We start from the raw sequence: 16,691 nt of genomic DNA on the forward strand, positions 1-16,691 counted from the left end.
CCCCCTCCCCATAAAGGAGGAAAAACTATCAGACGTTCTGGCCCGGTGGCCTGGTGCCTATAGCGAGTGTGACACACCCGATCCCATCCCGAACTCGGCCGTGAAACCACCCCGCGCCTATGGTACTGTGTCCTAAGACACGGGAGAGTCGGTCGGCGCCAGACCACCAGACCAGAACGTCACATCATACCCTCACGCGGGGTGGAGCAGCCCGGTAGCTCGTCAGGCTCATAACCTGAAGGTCACAGGTTCAAATCCTGTCCCCGCATCCAAACCTCAACAAAACGCCCCAGCCCCCACAGGCCGGGGCGTTTTGGTGTTCGGGGCTCAGGTCGGCTTACCCGCTGTTAGGCACAGCAACTCCCCTGGTCGAGGGAGCTTGCGACGGCGGATATCCGCTGCGTCCAGGTGGAGGCGGGCAGATCCTGACTCAACCCGCCGCTTGATGGCGCAGATCATCTCCTGTTGCCCGGCCTAAAGGGAGAGAGTCACTTCGCACAGGACGTCCGCCGCGCCTTCCCCGCTGCAATCGCGGCGGAATAGGAGCCCGCGACCTGCAGGATGACGCAACGGCAGCGGCCACTCAGCCCGACGGTTTCGGCACATGAACGATTTCTGCGCGCTTCGGTATCGATACTGCCGACCTGGGTCTCCGCAAACCCCTGAGCATGACGGCGGTCAAGAGCCAGAACAGGTGAACCGACGGATCGGTCAGCGGAGTGTCTTGGCGGGTCTGGATGCACTCGGCATCGCGTTGGTGGCTCCCTGCAACGAGTTGGGTGCCTCTGGCCGCTCGCTTCGGCTGGAGCATCTCTTCTCTTTCGGCTCGCCCGGCGCGGGCGAGGGCCAGTTCGGCCATGTTGAGGATTTGCGGTCCTGCCGGACGGCCGGCTGCTCGTGACCGACGCTTCCCACGCTTGGATACAGGTCCTCGACGCCAACGGGCGCTATCTCACCCGCTTTGGCGGAAAGGGGGGTGGTGAGGAGAACCTGGTGAAGCCTGAAGGCATCGCGGCAGATGCCTCAGGACGAATTTTCGTGGCCGACTACGCCACGAGCTTCGTGCATATCTACGACCCGGCCTTCCGCCGGCTCTCCACCTTCTGCGGCTTCGGGACCGCTGCGGGCTCGCTGTCCTGTCGAGGCCAGAATTCATGACTGTTCACGGCCGAACGCTTTATGTGCCCAAGGCGGGGAACCACCGCAGCGTCTTCGATTTGGCCGGCGCGTTCCGCTTCTCTTTCGGGTGACGCGGCAGCGCCTCAGGGGAGATGAACACTCCAGAGGCCATCAAGGCCAGCCCGGATCGCCGGCTCTGCCTCAACGATCTTCGGAACGACCGGGTGCAGGTGTTCGATGCCGAAGGCAAGCTGCTGCTGGCCTGGGGCACGCCCGGCGAGAGACAGGGCGAGCTCCGCTCACCGGCCGGCATCGCGCCGAACGGCGCGGGCCGGATCTATGTCACTGAAGTTGGCAACGAGCGGATCCAGGTTTTCGACACGAAAGGCCATTTCTTGAGGATGGCCGGTTCCTCCGGAACGGCGGCAGGCGAGTTCAGGAACCCCTACGGCATCGCTGTCCATCCGGCGAACGGGCTCGTCTACGCCGCCGATACCGGCAACAACCGGGCCCAGGTGTTCCGCCCTGGCCTCTCTGGCTGAAGCCCTCGCGGCTTGGTCGCAGGGGCGAACCGCAATGTCGGCATCTCTGATGCAAGGCTTTGATGCCGTGGCGGGCCTGCGCGGCAAGCTTACTGTCGCCTTTATGGGCACCGCGCTTGTCATGGGCCTTCCCGGCGCGGTGGGGGTTCACCTCGTAATGCGGACGGGGGGAGCAGGTCTCCCACCTGACCAAGGCGGCCACGCCGCTGCGGACCGAGAGCTCCGCCTTGATCGGCAACCTGCAAGACCTTCGTGGCGCCCTGAGGCGTGGCATGTCGCACCCGTGCACGGCTGACCCTGGGGCCAAACTTTAAGTGGGCCGTGGCGAGATGGAGAATATCGCCCGCGAATGGCGCGCGAGCATCGTGAGGCTTCGCGGCTCGGCATCGAAGGCCGAAGTACACTTGCCGATCGAGCGGGCCGAGCGGGCCTATGAGGAGGCGATGCGGCTGGCTGACGTGCTGCTCGACCTCGACGGCAACAGGGATGTGGCGCTCGTCCGTCACGACGCGCAGATGGCGAGCTTCCGCGCGGCCCGGCAGCGAATGGAGAACGTGCTGCTTGACATCGCCGTGCTGACCCATTCGCAGATGGCAGTTTCCGAGGAACTAGCGAAGACGACCGATCAGGCAGGCTCCGCGACGGAGGTATCGCTCGCCGCTCTCCTGGCCAACGTGCTCAACGACATCTACCCGCGGCTGACCGGAGCGGCCCAGCTGCTGCACACGGTGGTGCAGCCGGAGAAGCTCGCCTCCACCTATGTCCTTTGGGACAGCTTCGCCCGTCTGGACTCCGTGGACAGCGACGCCGACAGCCTGCTCAGGACCGCTACGGTTTATCTGCGTCGCATCGGAGGGCATCTGAACAGTGCGGGCCAGGCCACAAGCCTCGCCGGCGCGAAGGAAGCGCTGGACGGGATCAGGTTTCCCCTGACCGGGTGCGAAGGGGCTTTCGCAAGCCACCAGGGCATGCTCGTGGCCGCGCAGGCGCTTGAGCAGAGGAGGGCCGCGCTCCGTGCCGTCGAGTCCGACCTCGACCAGCTCGTGTCCAAGGTGGAGCGGGAGGCCCAGGCCCCGGGCGAGCAGCTCACCGAAACGGTATTCACCGCTGGCCCCGCAGCGCCTTCGGCGGCGGCTGACCGCGCCGCTGGCTCGCCTGAGCGAGGCGGTGCTTCCCTCGCGACAGGACGTGCGGTGCCTGACCTCAGGACTCTGCTCGACACCGGTGACACCGGTGCCGTCGCGGCCTCGGTGCTGGAGCGCACAGCCCATCTTGCGACGCATGACGGACTGACCGGGCTGCCGAAGGAGGGCTGCGACGAGGCACAGGGCTTCCCCTTCGGGCGCCCGATGTCGGCGGAGGATCTCACCGTTCTGCTGGCCGCGGGATCCAGGGCCGCAGCAGCGACTGCCGCCTGAGATGACGGATCATCACCCCTGATGGCCTGGCATGGCAGCTTGTCGGTTCGCGGAGTTTTACCGCGCCCGTGACGGAGGGCGCTCGACCGCTGCCAGGGCCAGCGCGCCTACCATCCAGTAGATCGTCATCAGACCGACGTTGAAAAGGGCGGACTCACTGTTGTTCAGCACCGCAAGTGTGCCGAGGAACATCAGCATCCAGGCGGCGATCCGCCACTTGCCATGCCAGATCGCGCGGAGGACGAGGGAAATGCTGACGCCAACCACGGCGGCCAGCAAGAGGACGCCGACCAGCCCGAACTGGAGCAGGAGCTCGCGATAGCCGCTGTGGGCGCTGATCACCTCCCACGCAACATGGTCCCATACCCTGAGCACCCGGCTGGACCCGTCGATCCAGAAGGCCGAGTAGCCGTAGCCCAGCAGCGGCCTGCGAGCGATCGCCTCGTCGATCGCCTGCCAGATCTCAGTGCGCCCTGTCAGTGAGGCATCCTTCCCGATCAGGTCGAGCAGGTCGTTCGTGTTCGCGATTGCAAAGAGAAGGCCTGCCCCTGTCACGCCCAACAAGAGGCCGATGATGGCGAGGATGCGGCTCGCGCCGGGTGAGTCGAGCGCGAGAACCAGAGGCGTGATGCCGCAAACGGCAAGCGACAGCAGGAGCGAGGTGGTGGATCGTGAGAGGACGAGACAGAGAAGCAGCGCGCCAGAGGCCGCATAGTCGGCGGTCCTCAGCTTCCCCCGGTGAAGCGCCCCGAAGGAAAGGGCCAGCATGCCCGCGAAGAGGCTGATGCCGAAGGCGTTCTTCTGGCCGTAGAGGCCGCGGATGGCATTGGCGTACTCGCCGGTGTCAAAGCCATAAGCCGGGCGCAGCGCCGCCTCCAGCACGCCGAGCGCCGCAGCCGCCAGCATGGCCCGGAGGGCGATCCGCATGAGACGTTCCTCGCCGAACGCCGCCTGCGTCCCAATCACGAAGAGCATCATGCTTGTCATCGTGACACTACGACGGATCGAGTTCTCCGGTGCCACCGACCAGGCCGCCGAAGCGAACATGGCGAGCAGCATCAGCAGGAGCGGCGCTGCACCAAGCAAAAGGCGAGGCACGAGGCGGAAATGTCGCCAAACCAGCCAGCCGCCGAGAAGAAGTGCGACGAGTGTCACGGCAGTATTGAGCGGATCCGAGCCGGCCATCGCCGTCTCGTCGGATGGCACCAGCCTGATACGTGCCCCGGCATAGAAGGCGAAGAGGATGCCGGTCAGAACCGCCTGGAGACGCCCGGCGCGGGTGGGGGAAGCCAAAGGGCTGGCCGGAAGTGCCGGTCGCGATCGGGTGATCGCGACAGCCATGGGCGCGCCGTGGATCGCCCGGATGGGTCTTGGGGCCGCGCTCACGACGTCAGACCACGTTACGCCCCGACAAGCCTGTGCTGATGGTCCGGAGGATGATCTTCACGTCCAGCCAAAGGGACCAGTTGGTGATGTACCAGAGGTCCATCTCGATGCTGCGGCGTGCGTTCTGCGGGTCACGCAGCGCCATGCTACGGAGCTTGTTGGCCTGAGCCCAGCCCGTCAGCCCAGGCTTGATCCGATGGCGGACCGCGTAGCTCCTGACGAGTTCCGAGAAACGTTCCTCGCCCACCCGCATGTTTGACACGTAGGGTCGTGGCCCGACGATCGACATCTCGCCCCGGAGCACGTTGATGAGCTGCGGAAGCTCGTCGAGGCTGTACTTCCGCAGGATCGCGCCGACCCGCGTGATCCGCTGGTCCACGACGCTACCCGTACCGAGCGAGCCGTCGTCGTTCGGGTCCAGCGTCATCGTCCGGAACTTGTAGATATGGAACGGCTTCTGGTTCAGCCCGGTGCGGAGCTGGAGGAAGAAGACCGGCCCCGCGCTTTCCAGCCGGATGAGAACCGCGATCGCCAGCATCGGGATGCCGAGGATGAAGAGCGCCGTGGCCGCGATGAGATAGTCCTCCAACGCTTTCAGAAGCCCCTGAGAGCCCTTCAAGGGGCGCGAAGCCACCTGGAGCGCACCCTGGCCGCCCACACGCGTGAGGCGGGCGAGGCGCGGCTCGGCGTAACCCTCCTCGAAGGGGATGACGATATCGGCGGCGATGCACTCGGCCTTCGGCAGGAGCTGGAGCATCTCCCGCGCGGCGTTCCACGGGAGGGCGAGGACGACGATATCGACCGGCTGCGACTGGGCGAAGGCCGCGAGGTCATCGACCGCCCCGAGGACCGGGTGGCCGGCGACCTGCCTCACCAGGGGATCGTCCCGCTCGGTCCGGAAAACGCCGAGCACCTCGAAATCCGCCATCCGCTCCGGTGCGTTGAGCTCTTCGAGCATGCGCTCCGCGGCATGCCCTGTGCCGAGCACCACGACCTTGCGCTGGAGGATGTTGTAGTGGTCCACGATGCGGATATGCACCGCCTGAAGGCCGCGCATGGCGATCAGCAACCCGATCTGCAGCGCTTGCCAGGCGACGAACCAGTGGTCGAGCGGTTCGACGGTGAGAAGGCACGCCTCGACTGCGATCATGGTGACGAGGAGCGCGACGCTGTAGCCGGCGAGAAGCTGGCTCGCCTGCAGCCAGAAGCTGCGGTAGCGCTCCACGCGATAGGCTTCCTGCTTCCGCATGACGGAGAAGAAGGTCCAGAACTGCGCGGCCGCGATCACGGCCAACTGGTGCCGGGTGAGCGGCGAGGCAAAATTTCCGGGGAATAAGGCAAGAGCGACGGAGGGCAGCAGCACTGCGGCCGCGTCCGTTGTCGCGACCAGGCGATTGACTAGGCCATGGGTCCAACGGACGAGGCCGACGCGCGCGGCAGGCGCGTCGTCCGCGTGCTGGGCAAACGCCCATTGTTGCGAAAGGGAGTGGCCTTGCGGGCTGGAGGAGGCCATCAGAACGGCACCGCGCTGCTTCGATTGACCGCGTAGGAGAAGGTCTTCTGGAAGGGAACCAGCCGGTTGAGGTACTGGTCCACCCACTGGTTGACTTCCCCGATCCGGCTCTTCGGGACGTAGACGATGTCGCCGGGCTGGAGCGGCACATCCCCGTCGAGTGTCGCGGCGCCGACGCCGCCGGTCTGGATGAAGCCCTGGACGTTCACCAGGCGAAGCATCGGGCGGTTGCCGGGTGCTCGCCGGATGAGGACCACCTCGTTCATCCGCGCGTCGGCCTCGAACCCGCCGGCACCGATGATCGCCGCGAGCGTGCCGCGCGGCCCGCGAAGTGGAACGGGCCCGGGCAGGCGCACCGCGCCGCCGACGAGGACGGTCGAACCCGTTGCCTCCTCGAGCGCGACGGTCACGATGGGGTGGTTCAGCACGCGGCGGGAGGCACGGGTAAGGCTCGCCTCTAACTCTGCCGCCGTCAGGTCCGCCGCGGGAACCGAGCCGCTCGCGCGCGTGCTGATCGTACCGTCGGGCGCCACCAGGGCGGTCTCGTTCAGCTCGGGAGTCAGCAGGAAGCTCACCCGCAGCCGGTCACCGGGGGTGAAGCGATAGACGGGCGTCGATTCCGTCCAGGGCTCGAAGCCCTGCGGCTCGGCAGGGACGGGCCGCAGCTCCTGCGTCGTGCAGGCGCCCAGGAGCAGCAGAAGGAGAAGCGCCGGTCCCCGCATCAGGCGAAGCCCGCCAGCGCGCGGGGCAGGACCCGGCGATAACCCGTATAGACGAAGCCGAGCAGCGTGCCGCCGGAGTTGAGCACGCGGTCGCGCAGGGCCAGCGCGCGGTCCGCGCGCGTGCGCTCCCCCCGCACGACGATCACGTTGGCGTCCATCAGCGCGGTGAGCCGGCGCACGGCATAGCTGTCGTCGTCATCGGGACCGATCACCACCACGGCATCGAAGGAGTTACGGAGCTTGTCCAGCAGGTTCCGCGTGCCCTCGATCGTCACCGAGGGGTCCATCAGGAAGGATGAGCCGGCATCGAAGGAAACCCACAGGTTCGGCACGACGGTATTGAACACCAGCAGGTGCCCTGGCACGCGCTCCACCTCCATCGGCTGCGAGCCGAGGGCGGCGAGCTGGCTACGCCCGTCGGTCTGCAGGTCGATCAGCAGCGTGTCGGTGCCGGTCCGGCGGGCGTATTCGAGGGCGATGCTGCGCCCCAGCTCCTCGCGCCCATCCTCGCCACCGGCTGCCGCGAACTGCACGAGGCAGGGGCGCCGTCCGACCACGCGGACGTCGAGCAGCATGGCCACGAAGTCCGCGACCTCGGGCATCCGCTTCATCCCTTCCGCCGCCGGGCGGAGGGAGCCGAAATGCGCGAGGGGCGGAAGGTCCAGCCCGCGCTCCGCCTCCTGCGGCGTGGCAAAGCTGCGACGCGTGAGGGTGAGCAGGAGCAACAGCAGGGATGCCGCCGCGAGGCCCGCCACCACAGAGCCCGCGGCCACCGGCCGGCGCAGGCTGGTGCCGCGGAGCGGCGCCGTCGGCGGCTGCACGATGTTGATGCTCGCGCTCCGTTGCCGGCGGTTGTCCTCTTCCACGCGCGCACCGGCCTCCCGGGTGATCAGCTGGCGGACGATCACCTCCATGCCCTCGCGCTGGCGGCTCAGCTCGCGCAGCTGGGCATCCGCCCCCACCAGTTCCGCCCCGCGCACCTCCGCCGCCTGCCGTTGCCGCCCCACTTCCGCGAGTTGGCGGGAGATGGCGTCCTTCTCCACCTGAAGGGAGGCGACACGGCCGGCGAGCTGGTCCAGCACGGGGTTGCGGACCTCGCGCGTCGTTTGGAAGGTGTTCCGTCCGGCCTCGCGCAGCGCCGCGCGCGCCGCCGCGATGCGCTGGTCGAGATCCGCGAGGCCCGGCCAGCCAGGGGCGTATTGCGCGACCATCCGCTCCCGCTCCTGGAGCAGGCGCGTGAACGTGCTGCGGACCTCGTCGCCCGAAACGGCGTTCGTCGCTTCCGAGGAGGCGTAGACGCGCGTCGGCTGCGCCGAGAGCCGCTGCTCGGCCGAGGCGAGCTGGGCAGAAGTCTGCACCTCCTGCTCGCGCAGCGCGTCCTCGCGCCGCACGATCGCGTCGAGCCTTCCCGCGAGCAGGTTCATCTCGGTGGAGATGTCCACGATCCCGTAGCGTGCCTTCACCTGGCCGATGCCCGCCTCCACCTCGCGCAGGCGGTCGCGGGTTCGGTCCAGCTCGGCGACGAGAAGCCGGGAGCTGCTTTCGGAGAAGAGTTCCGCCCGGCGATCGAGATAGGCATCGACGATCGCACCAAGCGCCTCGATCGCGAGTGCACGGTCGGACAGGCTGAGCCGGACACGCAGGATGTTGCTCGTCGCATCCGCGTCCGTGCGAAGGCTTCGCCGGAGGGTCTCGGCGGCCGCGGCAAGCCGGAGCCCCGCCTCCGTCCCGCCGCCCTCAGCCGGTGGCCCGGGAAGGCGCTCCAGGCCCACCCGCTCGATCGCGCGGCGGAGCACCTCCTCGCTCCCGAGGATCTCCGTTTCGGCGCGCACGGCCTTCTGCATCTCGACGGAGACCACGTTCGGGCCGAACCCCGAGAGGTCCGGCGCCCCGGCCGTCTCGCGGCTGGTGAGAACCATCATAACGGCCTCGGCCGTGTGGCGCGTCGGGAGAAGGAGCGCGAGCGCGATGCCCAGCGCCGCCGGCAAGAGGAAGGCGAGCACCACCCAGGGCAGGCGCAGCACGAGCGTGATGAGGAGATCGGAGACAGACAGCGATGGCCGCGCGCCCCTGGCCTGCGGGAGGTAGGCGGCAAGCTCGTGCGAGCTGCCTTCGTGACCCAGCGAGACCTCCTTGGGCGAGGGAAGGGCGAGCGGAGCGCTCATGCGGGCAGCGGAGTGCTTGCCAGACTGACCCAGCCAGCACGCGCGGCACTGGTGCTGTCCAAGTAATCGTTCAGAGCGCGCCTGCTGCTCATAGTAGATTTTCCCTCATGCATAGACCTGCTTTGTCAGCTCGGCGTTCTCGCCACTTGCATGCTACAGCAACAAACCTCTTCTATTAACGGTGACCGAATAAATCCGTGACAGAAAAGATATGGTATCTTCTTCGCGAAAGTAATACGAAGCTCTCCTGTCCTGGTCCGCCCGATCGGAAGCCCCCCCATCATGCCCAGCGCAACGGTAAGCGATCAATGTTTATCTCACGAAAGCTTGATTGAGCGCCAGTGGCCGTTGCAGGCTCGCCTCGATGACCTCTGCATCGAGGATGCACTCGGGCTCGTCGCCGGGCGCGACCCCGCCGCCCCTTTTGCCTATGTCGTGACGCCCAACGCCGACCATGTGCTGCGTCTGGAGGCGCTGGAGGGAGCGTCGCTGCGCCCGGTCTACGAGGCGGCCTGGCTCTCGCTCTGCGACAGCCGGGTCCTGCGCTTCCTCCTGGGGCTGAGAGGCTACCGGCTCAGTGTCGTTCCCGGCTCGGATCTCGTCGCCGCCCTGTTCGAGCGCGTGATCCGGCCCGAAACGCCGGTGACGCTGATCGGCGGAACGGCCGAGGTGGCGGCGAGGCTGCGCGCGCGCTTCAGTCTCGCCGCCCTCGCGCATCACGAACCGCCCATGGGCTTCGAGGCGGATCCGGTGGCGGTGGAGGCCTGCGTCCGCTTCGTGCTGGACCATCCGGCCCGCTTCGTCCTGCTCTGCGTTGGCTCGCCGCGGCAGGAGCGCCTCGCCGCGCGGCTGGCCGCGACGGGCGGGGCGAGGGGAGTCGGCCTCTGCGTGGGCGCGGCGGTCGAGTTCATCGCCGGCGTGAAGCGACGTGCGCCGGCCTGGGTCCAGCGCGCCCATCTTGAATGGCTGCACCGGCTGGCAAGCGAGCCGCGGCGGCTGTGGCGGCGCTACCTGGCCCAGGCGCCGGCCCTGCTGCGCCTCACCTGGCGCCTGCCGCCCGCCGCATGATCCGCCTCGAGGCGAGGGACAGACCCTTGCGCAGCCCCCTTCCGCGCCATGCGCCGCTTCCGGGCATCGCCCCTTCCAATCCGCCGCGCGGTCTGCCCGGGAAAAAGCCATGAAGGCCTGCATCGCCATCACGACCTATAATCGGCCCGCCATGCTGCTGCAGGCGCTGAGGAGCGTCCGGGCGCAGGGGTTGCCGGCCGGGGTCGTGGCCGAGGTGCTGGTCGTGGACAACTCGCGCGACGCGAATGCGCGCGCGGCGGTCCTTGCCGAGGCGGCCGTGCCAGGGCTGCCCACCCGCTACGTCTCGGCGCCGGAGCCGAACGTCTCCGTCGCCCGCAATACGGCTGTCGCGGCCTGTGACGGGGACTGGCTCGTCTTCCTCGACGACGACGAGGTGGCGGGGCCTGGCTGGCTCGTGGCACTTCTGGCCACGGCTGATGCCACGGGCGCCGATGTCGTCTTCGGCGGCGTCCTGCCGGTCTTTCCCGACGGCCGCCCGGACTGGGATCCGGAGGGGCGGAGCCTCGCGCGGGACATCGCACTTCCGAGTGGAAGTCCTGTCGGGCTCAACCACGATCGGCGACTCAGCGGTTTGTGGATCGGTACCGGGAACTGTCTCCTTCGCGTCGCGACCTGCTTCGGGACAGAGCAGCCCTTCGATCACTTGCTCGGCCGGACGGGCGGCGAGGACTACGATTTCTTCGTGCGGCTCGACGCGGCGGGAAGGCGCTTCGTCTGGTGTGGCGAGGCGCCGGTTACGGAGGCGGTTCCAGCAGAACGGCTGACCGCCGCCTATCGTCGGGACCGGTCCTTCAAGGCCGGCCAACTCTATGCCCGGATCACAATTCGCAACGCGCCGAACCGAGGGGTCGGAATGGCGGCGCTCGCGTTCCGTGCCGGGGTGCAACTCGCGGTCGTCGCGGGGCTCTGGGGCGCGAGCCGGCTGCGTGGCGCGCCGGACGCGGAGATCCGCGGGCTGAAGGTGGCAGAGGTCGCGGGCAAGCTCCTCTGGGGCAGGCTCTGGGCGAGAGGGGCCTGACGGCGTGACCGGTCCCCGGCTCCTCCTTGTTTCGACCCAGCCCTGGCCCTTCCCGGCACGCCTCGGCATGGCAGTGCGGCGCGCGGGTTTCCACGTCGAGGGCGCCTCGCCGCCCCGCGCCTATCTGGGCCGCAGCGCCGCGCTGCATGCTTGGCACCGGCTGCGCCCCTGGCGGCTGCTGGTGGACCTCGCCGGCGCCGTCCGGGCCGCTCGACCGGATCGGCTGATCCCCTGCGATGACGTTTCCGCGGCGCTCGTCGTGGCGCTGCATGCCGATCCGGCCATGCGGGCTGTCGTGGAGGCTTCCATGGGCGACCCTGCCGCCTATTCGGTCGCCCTCTCCAAGGGCGCGCAGATGGTGCTCGCGGCGGAGATGGGTCTGCCGATACCCCCGACCCTGCACCTGCGGGAGCGTGCGGCGCTGGACGCGGCGTTGAAGGCCGGGCCTCTGCCCCGCGTGCTGAAGGTGGATGGGAACTGGGGCGGCGAGGGGGTCGCCGTGCTGCCCGATACCGCGGCGGCGGGCCCGGCCTGGGCGCGCCTGACGGCGCCGCCGTCGCTCCTCGCCGCGGTCAAGCGCTCGCTGCGCGAGCGCAGCCCGCGTGCCATGGTCGCGCGCCGGGAGTGGCGCTCATCCACGCCGCACCTGCAGGAATTCGCCGCGGGCGTGCCGGCGAACCGCGCGGTGGTCTGCGAGCGCGGGCGGGTGCTCGCCGGCATTTCGGTCACCGCGCTGGAAACCGCCGGGGCAAGCGGCCCGGCGTCGGTTGTGCGCGTGATCGACAACCCCGTCATGGCAGCGACGGCAGAGGCCTTCGTGGCCCGGCTGGGTCTCTCGGGCTTGCATGGCTTCGATTTCATGGCGACGCCGGACGGGGCGGCCGTGATGCTTGAAATGAACCCGCGCGCGACGCCGATCTGCCACCTGGCGCCGGGCGGGGCGCAGGGGCTCGCGGCGGCACTGATGGCCGCCATGGGGGGCGGCGCGGGCCTGCCCTGCCTGCCTGCACCCGGCGATACGATCGCGCTCTTCCCGAACGAGTGGATGCGGGATCCGGCGAGCCCGCATCTTCGCGGCTGGCACGACGCGCCCTGGGACGACCCGCCGCTGCTCCGCGCGACCCTTCGCGACATGGCGGTGACCGAGCGCATGGAGCGTGTGCGAAGCCGGGCGAAGCGGCTCCTCGGGCGATGATCCAGCCTTCGCGCCGGCCCGCTGGCTTGTTCGCTGCGCCGGACAGCCCCCGCCGGGCGCTGCTCGCGGCCCTGCCGGCGCTGCTCGCGCCGCGGCCCGGTGGGGCGGCGGAGGAGGGGCTGCTTCCCCACGCCCAGGCCCGTGGCCTGGCGCTCGGCTGCATGGTCGCGCGATGGCAGCTGGAGGACGCGCCCGGCCTGTTGTCGCTGCTGCGCGCCGACGCCAGCTTCCTCGCGCCCGGGCTGGAACTGAAATGGGATCGGCTGCGGCCCGCGCCCGAGCGCTTCGACTTTCGCGACGCCGATTTCCTCTTCGACCTCTCCGCGCGCGAGGGCTTCGGCAAGGTGCGCGGCCACGCGCTGCTCTGGCACGAGGCGCTGCCGCGCTGGTTCGATCCGAACGGCGACGCCGCCGCGATGCGCCGGGCGCTGGCGCTGCACATCCGCACCGTCGCCGGGCGGTACGCCGGGCGTGTCGGCAGTTGGGACGTGGTGAACGAGCCGATCTACGAGTGGGACCGTCGGCCGGACGGGCTGCGTGCGACGCCCTTCCTGCGGGTGCTCGGGCCGGACTATGTCGCGATGGTCCTGGAGATGGCAGCGGAGGCCGATCCGGCCGCGCGGCTCGTGGTGAACGACTACGACCTTGAACTCGCCTCGCGCGACCAGGCCTTCCGGCGCCGGATGATGCTCGAACTGCTGAACCGGCTGGTCAGGCGTGGCGCGCCGGTGCGCGCGCTCGGCATCCAGGCGCATCTCGCACCGCGTTCGGCGCCGCTGGACCCGGAGGTGCTGCGGCGCTTCATCCGCGACGTTGCCTCGCTTGGCCTGAAGGTGGAGATCACGGAACTCGACATGGTGGATCGCCTTCTCCCCGGTGAGCCCGCGCTGCGTGATGCGGCGAATGCGGCGATGTACCGGGACTTCCTCTGGGCTGTGCTGTCGGAACCCGCCGTGGACACGGTGGTGCTCTGGGGACTGTCCGATCGCCATGGCTGGCAGGATGACAGCAGGGCGGCGCGCCGGAAGGATGGGCTTCCGGCCCGCACCAACGCTTATGACCGCGAGCTGCGCCGAAAACCCGACTGGTACGCCATCCGGGACGCCCTGCGCGACGCGCCGCGGCCGGGCTGAGCCATGCGCCAGCTCCTCGCAACGCTCTCCGCGCCGCTCTCCGGCGGGGTGTCCCGCCAGCTTTCCCGCAATACAACGGTCATCCTCGCCGGCTACGGGGTACAGTTGGTCACCCAGATGGGCTGGCTGCTGCTCGCGGTCCGGACCCTCGGCCCCGCGGGCTACGGGCTCTTCGCGAGTCTCACCGCGATCACCATTGCCGCCTCCTGCTTTGTCGGTTGGGGCTGCGACCAGCTCCTCATCCGGGCAGTATCGCGGGATGCGGGCGCGCTGCGACCCTGGCTCGGGCATAGCCTGGGGCTGATCACCGTCACCGGGGTTGGGCTGATCCTGCTCGGGATGCTCGTGCTTCCGGTGCTGGAGGTCGGGCGCATCGGGGCGCTGCCGCTCTTCCTCGTGCTGGTGTCCGACCTCGTGCTGGCCCGCTACGCGAACCTCTGCATCGCCGTCTTCATGGCCACGGAGCAGGCATGGCGGCAATCGGCCGTGACCATCATCATCGGTGGCTGCAGGCTCGTCGCGATCACCGCCGCCGCGCTCCTGCCGGGCGTGCTGACGATCCAGGCCTGGTCAGGCTGGTACGCCGGCGCCTCGATGGTGGCGGCGGTGCTCTGCCTCGGCATGACCATCCGCGAGCACGGCGCCCCGCTGCCGCGCTGGATGGGCGGGCATCTGGCGGAAGGCATTACCTTTGCCGCCGAGAGTGCGGTGCAGGCCTCCGCGCGCGACCTCGACAAGCCGATCGTGCTGGAGGTCGCGGGCGCCGAGGCCGCGGGACTCTACGCGGCGGCCTTTCGCATCGTCGAGACGCTCGGCATGCCGGTGCGCGCGCTTGCCTCCGCCACCTACGCGCGGATGTTCCGCCTTGCCCATGAGGATCCGGGGCGCTGCGTCGCCTACGCGAACCGCCTGATCCCCGCGGCGGCGGCGATGGCGGGCCTGGGTGGTCTCGCCCTCGCGCTCGCGGCGGGGCTGCTGCCGCTCGTCTTCGGTGAGCGCTACGCGGAACTGCCGCTCGTCGTACGGCTCACCGCCGTCTTTCCGCTCTTCGCCGGCGTCTACGGGATTTGGGCGGACGCGCTGAGCGCGACCGGCCGGCAGCGGCACCGGCTCGCCCTCGTCTGCGTCTCTCTCGTCCTGACAATGGTCCTCTGCTGGATCGGGGTGACGGCACAGGGCTTGGAGGGCGCCGCGCTCGCGCGCGTGGCTGTGATGGGGATAACGGCGGCCCTGGCCTGGGCCGCGCTGCCGCGGCGTTCCTGAGGGGCTGCTATGCCCGCGCGCAGATCGTATCGATCTGTTGATGTTTCGCGGCGCTGGACAGACCGGCGCCGAGTTGTCTGAGCCACGTTACTAGGAATAGGCATGTCAAGTAACATGATTGTGTTGACCCCGAGTTGATCTCCACTCAGGCTGTTCGGCACCACCCCAGCGCGGAACGGAAAATGCGCCCGCTCGTCCTGCTTGCCGTCCTCCTCGCGCTGGCAGCCCCGTCTGCCACCCGCGCCAATGCCGTTCTGACACCCGAGCAGCGGAGCGCGGCGGAGGCGGCTACCCGGAGCCTGATTGCTCAAGCGGCCACCACGGCCCTGCCGCCGGAGCCGCGGGTGCGCCTGCACCGCTGGCCCGGCTTCTTCGCCCGCTGGGGCGCCGCCACCGTGACCCAGGGTGAGGCGGAGCGGATGCTCGTGGATGGGCGCGCGGAATCCGCCTATCGCAATACATGGGATGGGCAGCGCATCTACCTGACGGCCGCGGCGGGCGGCACCGTCAGCTTCTTCCTGCCGCCCTCCGTCGAGGACAACCAGGGTTTCTCGCGCCGCGCGCGCGAGGCCGGCGTCGAGTTCCTGGTGGAGGACGGCACCTGGTCGGACGTTGCCTGGAGCATCGGCAAGTTCCTGCTTGTCGTCGCGGGGGTGAGCGGCACCCTCTTCCTTCTTTACCTGCTTGACCGGCGGCGCGGGCGTTCCGAGATTCGGCGCGCCGTGCTCTTCCGGAAAGGCTCGCGCAAGGCGGCCGGGGCGGATGGCACCCAATCCGTGACCTTCGCGAACGTCGCGGGGCAGGACGCCGCCAAGGAATCCCTCCTGGAAGTCGTGGAGTTCCTCCGTGATCCCGCCCGCTTCGCGATCCTTGGCGCGCGCGTGCCGAAAGGCGTGCTGCTGGAGGGTGATCCGGGCAACGGCAAGACGCTCCTCGCCCGCGCCGTGGCGGGGGAGGCGGGGGTGCCCTTCTTCAGCGCCTCCGGCTCTGAGTTCGTGGAGATGTATGTCGGCGTGGGCGCGCGGCGCGTGCGGGATTTGTTCGCGCGCGCCCGGAAGCACCCGGTGAGCATCGTCTTCATCGACGAGATCGACGTGGTCGGCCGCGCGCGCTCGGGCGCGGCGCGGGACGGCGGCTCGCAGGAGCACGACCAGACTATCAACCAGCTTCTCACCGAGCTAGACGGCTTCGACCGCTCCTCCACCATCGTGCTGATCGCGGCGACCAACCGCGCGGACGTGCTCGACACCGCCCTCACGCGCCCGGGGCGGATCGACCGGCGCATCTTCGTCCCGGGACCCGACGTGCGGAGCCGCGAGGCCATCCTTGGCGTCCATGCGCGCCGCGTGCGGCTGGCCGGCGGCGTCAGCCTCCCCGAGGTGGCCAGCATGACGCCGGGTTTCTCCGGCGCGGACCTGGCGAACCTGCTGAACGAGGCCGCCATCGCCGCCACGCGCGCCTGCAAGCAGGCGGTAGACATGGACGACCTGCGCGCGTCGATGGATCGCATCCTCCTCGGCGAGAAGCGGCCCGCCGGCGCCATGTCGGAGGCGGAGCGCCGCGTCGTCGCCTATCACGAGGCCGGGCACGCGATCGTCGCGATGCGGATGCCGGGCGCGGATCCGGTGCGGCGCGTGACCGTCGTTCCCCGGGGTCGCTCGCTGGGCGCCGTCGTGCAGACACCGGACCGCGACCGCCATCTCTGGAGCCGCGGCCTGCTGCAGGGCAGGCTGGCGGTGACCATGGGCGGGCGCGCGGCGGAGGAGATCATCCTCCCGCCCGAGGAGGTCACCGGGGGTGCCTCCGGTGACATCGCGCACGCGACGAAGATCGCGCGGGAGATGCTGGGCCGCTACGGCATGGACCCCGAGCTCGGTTGCGTGGACCTCCTCGGCGACGGTCGGGGGCCGGGCGCTTCGGCCGCCGCGCTCGACCGGCTGGACGAGTTGGTCTCGGCCGAGATCGCCCGGGCGCTCGGCACCGCGCGCCGCGTGCTGGAGGAAGAGGTCGAGTCCCTGCACGCCCTCGCCTCACGCCTGCTGGAGGAGGAGACGCTCACCGGGGACGAGGCGCGCCGCGTGGTGGAAGCGGCGGCGCGCCGCCCGCTCGCCGCGGCGGCGTGAGGGAC

13 protein-coding genes, 1 tRNA gene and 1 rRNA gene are annotated in these 16,691 nt (G+C 69.4%); 11 read left to right on the forward strand and 4 right to left on the reverse strand.

The window, feature by feature from the left end:
- Window positions 1-49: 49 nt before the first annotated feature.
- The 5 genes from rrf to BO39_RS24385 all read left to right on the forward strand — a co-directional run bounded on the left by rrf (window position 50) and on the right by BO39_RS24385 (window position 3,079).
- A 5S ribosomal RNA gene (gene rrf / locus BO39_RS24370) occupies window positions 50-164 on the forward strand.
- A gap of 31 nt (window positions 165-195) precedes the next feature.
- A tRNA-Met gene (locus BO39_RS24375) sits at window positions 196-272 on the forward strand.
- Between the two features lie 625 nt (window positions 273-897).
- Entirely contained in the window at window positions 898-1,158 is a 261-nt protein-coding gene (locus BO39_RS30390; RefSeq protein WP_052402568.1) for an NHL repeat-containing protein, read from the forward strand.
- Window positions 1,159-1,271: 113 nt separating this feature from the next.
- Complete coding sequence (locus BO39_RS30395) at window positions 1,272-1,661, forward strand: NHL repeat-containing protein (RefSeq protein ID WP_052402569.1); 390 nt, start codon at window positions 1,272-1,274, stop codon at window positions 1,659-1,661.
- A gap of 404 nt (window positions 1,662-2,065) precedes the next feature.
- Entirely contained in the window at window positions 2,066-3,079 is a 1,014-nt protein-coding gene (locus tag BO39_RS24385) for a hypothetical protein (protein WP_156963893.1), read from the forward strand.
- 57 nt (window positions 3,080-3,136) lie between these two features.
- Here BO39_RS24385 and BO39_RS24390 read toward each other — a convergent pair whose 3' ends face one another.
- The 4 genes from BO39_RS24390 to BO39_RS24405 are packed head-to-tail and all read right to left on the reverse strand — an operon-like array spanning window position 3,137 to window position 8,865.
- The gene (locus tag BO39_RS24390) at window positions 3,137-4,420 is read right to left on the reverse strand and encodes an O-antigen ligase family protein (protein WP_156963894.1); all 1,284 of its coding nucleotides are present in this window, start codon (window positions 4,418-4,420) and stop codon (window positions 3,137-3,139) included.
- 49 nt (window positions 4,421-4,469) lie between these two features.
- Window positions 4,470-5,978 (reverse strand): exopolysaccharide biosynthesis polyprenyl glycosylphosphotransferase, encoded by a 1,509-nt coding sequence (locus tag BO39_RS24395; protein ID WP_084698457.1) that lies wholly within the window; start codon window positions 5,976-5,978, stop codon window positions 4,470-4,472.
- A complete protein-coding gene (locus tag BO39_RS24400) occupies window positions 5,978-6,700 on the reverse strand; it encodes a polysaccharide biosynthesis/export family protein (protein WP_043838548.1) in 723 nt (240 codons plus the stop codon). The genes BO39_RS24395 and BO39_RS24400 overlap by 1 nt, the downstream gene beginning before the upstream one ends.
- Window positions 6,700-8,865, reverse strand: coding sequence for a GumC family protein (locus BO39_RS24405; protein ID WP_043838551.1), 2,166 nt, complete (start codon window positions 8,863-8,865; stop codon window positions 6,700-6,702). Before BO39_RS24405 ends, BO39_RS24400 begins: the two co-directional genes overlap by 1 nt.
- Before the next feature lie 348 nt (window positions 8,866-9,213).
- Between BO39_RS24405 and BO39_RS24410 the strand changes: the two genes are divergently transcribed.
- The 6 genes from BO39_RS24410 (at window position 9,214) to BO39_RS24435 (ending at window position 16,686) form a co-directional block, all read left to right on the forward strand.
- A complete protein-coding gene (locus tag BO39_RS24410; RefSeq protein ID WP_245615371.1) occupies window positions 9,214-9,933 on the forward strand; it encodes a WecB/TagA/CpsF family glycosyltransferase in 720 nt (239 codons plus the stop codon).
- Between the two features lie 109 nt (window positions 9,934-10,042).
- Window positions 10,043-10,972: a glycosyltransferase family 2 protein gene (locus BO39_RS24415; RefSeq protein ID WP_052402570.1), complete on the forward strand. Its 930-nt coding sequence runs from the start codon at window positions 10,043-10,045 to the stop codon at window positions 10,970-10,972.
- A 4-nt stretch (window positions 10,973-10,976) separates the two neighbouring features.
- A complete protein-coding gene (locus tag BO39_RS24420) occupies window positions 10,977-12,167 on the forward strand; it encodes an ATP-grasp domain-containing protein (protein WP_043838555.1) in 1,191 nt (396 codons plus the stop codon).
- Window positions 12,164-13,300, forward strand: a complete 1,137-nt coding sequence (locus BO39_RS24425) for an endo-1,4-beta-xylanase (RefSeq protein WP_084698459.1) — start codon at window positions 12,164-12,166, stop codon at window positions 13,298-13,300. The genes BO39_RS24420 and BO39_RS24425 overlap by 4 nt, the downstream gene beginning before the upstream one ends.
- A 3-nt stretch (window positions 13,301-13,303) precedes the next feature.
- A complete protein-coding gene (locus BO39_RS24430; RefSeq protein WP_043838557.1) occupies window positions 13,304-14,563 on the forward strand; it encodes a lipopolysaccharide biosynthesis protein in 1,260 nt (419 codons plus the stop codon).
- A 182-nt stretch (window positions 14,564-14,745) separates the two neighbouring features.
- Window positions 14,746-16,686 carry an ATP-dependent metallopeptidase FtsH/Yme1/Tma family protein gene (locus tag BO39_RS24435; RefSeq protein WP_052402572.1) on the forward strand — a complete coding sequence of 647 codons (1,941 nt, stop codon included), beginning with the start codon at window positions 14,746-14,748 and terminating at the stop codon, window positions 16,684-16,686.
- Window positions 16,687-16,691: the final 5 nt, after the last annotated feature.

Origin of the sequence: Roseomonas aerilata DSM 19363, assembly GCF_000711725.1 — a bacterium.
Lineage (GTDB): Bacteria > Pseudomonadota > Alphaproteobacteria > Acetobacterales > Acetobacteraceae > Roseomonas > Roseomonas aerilata.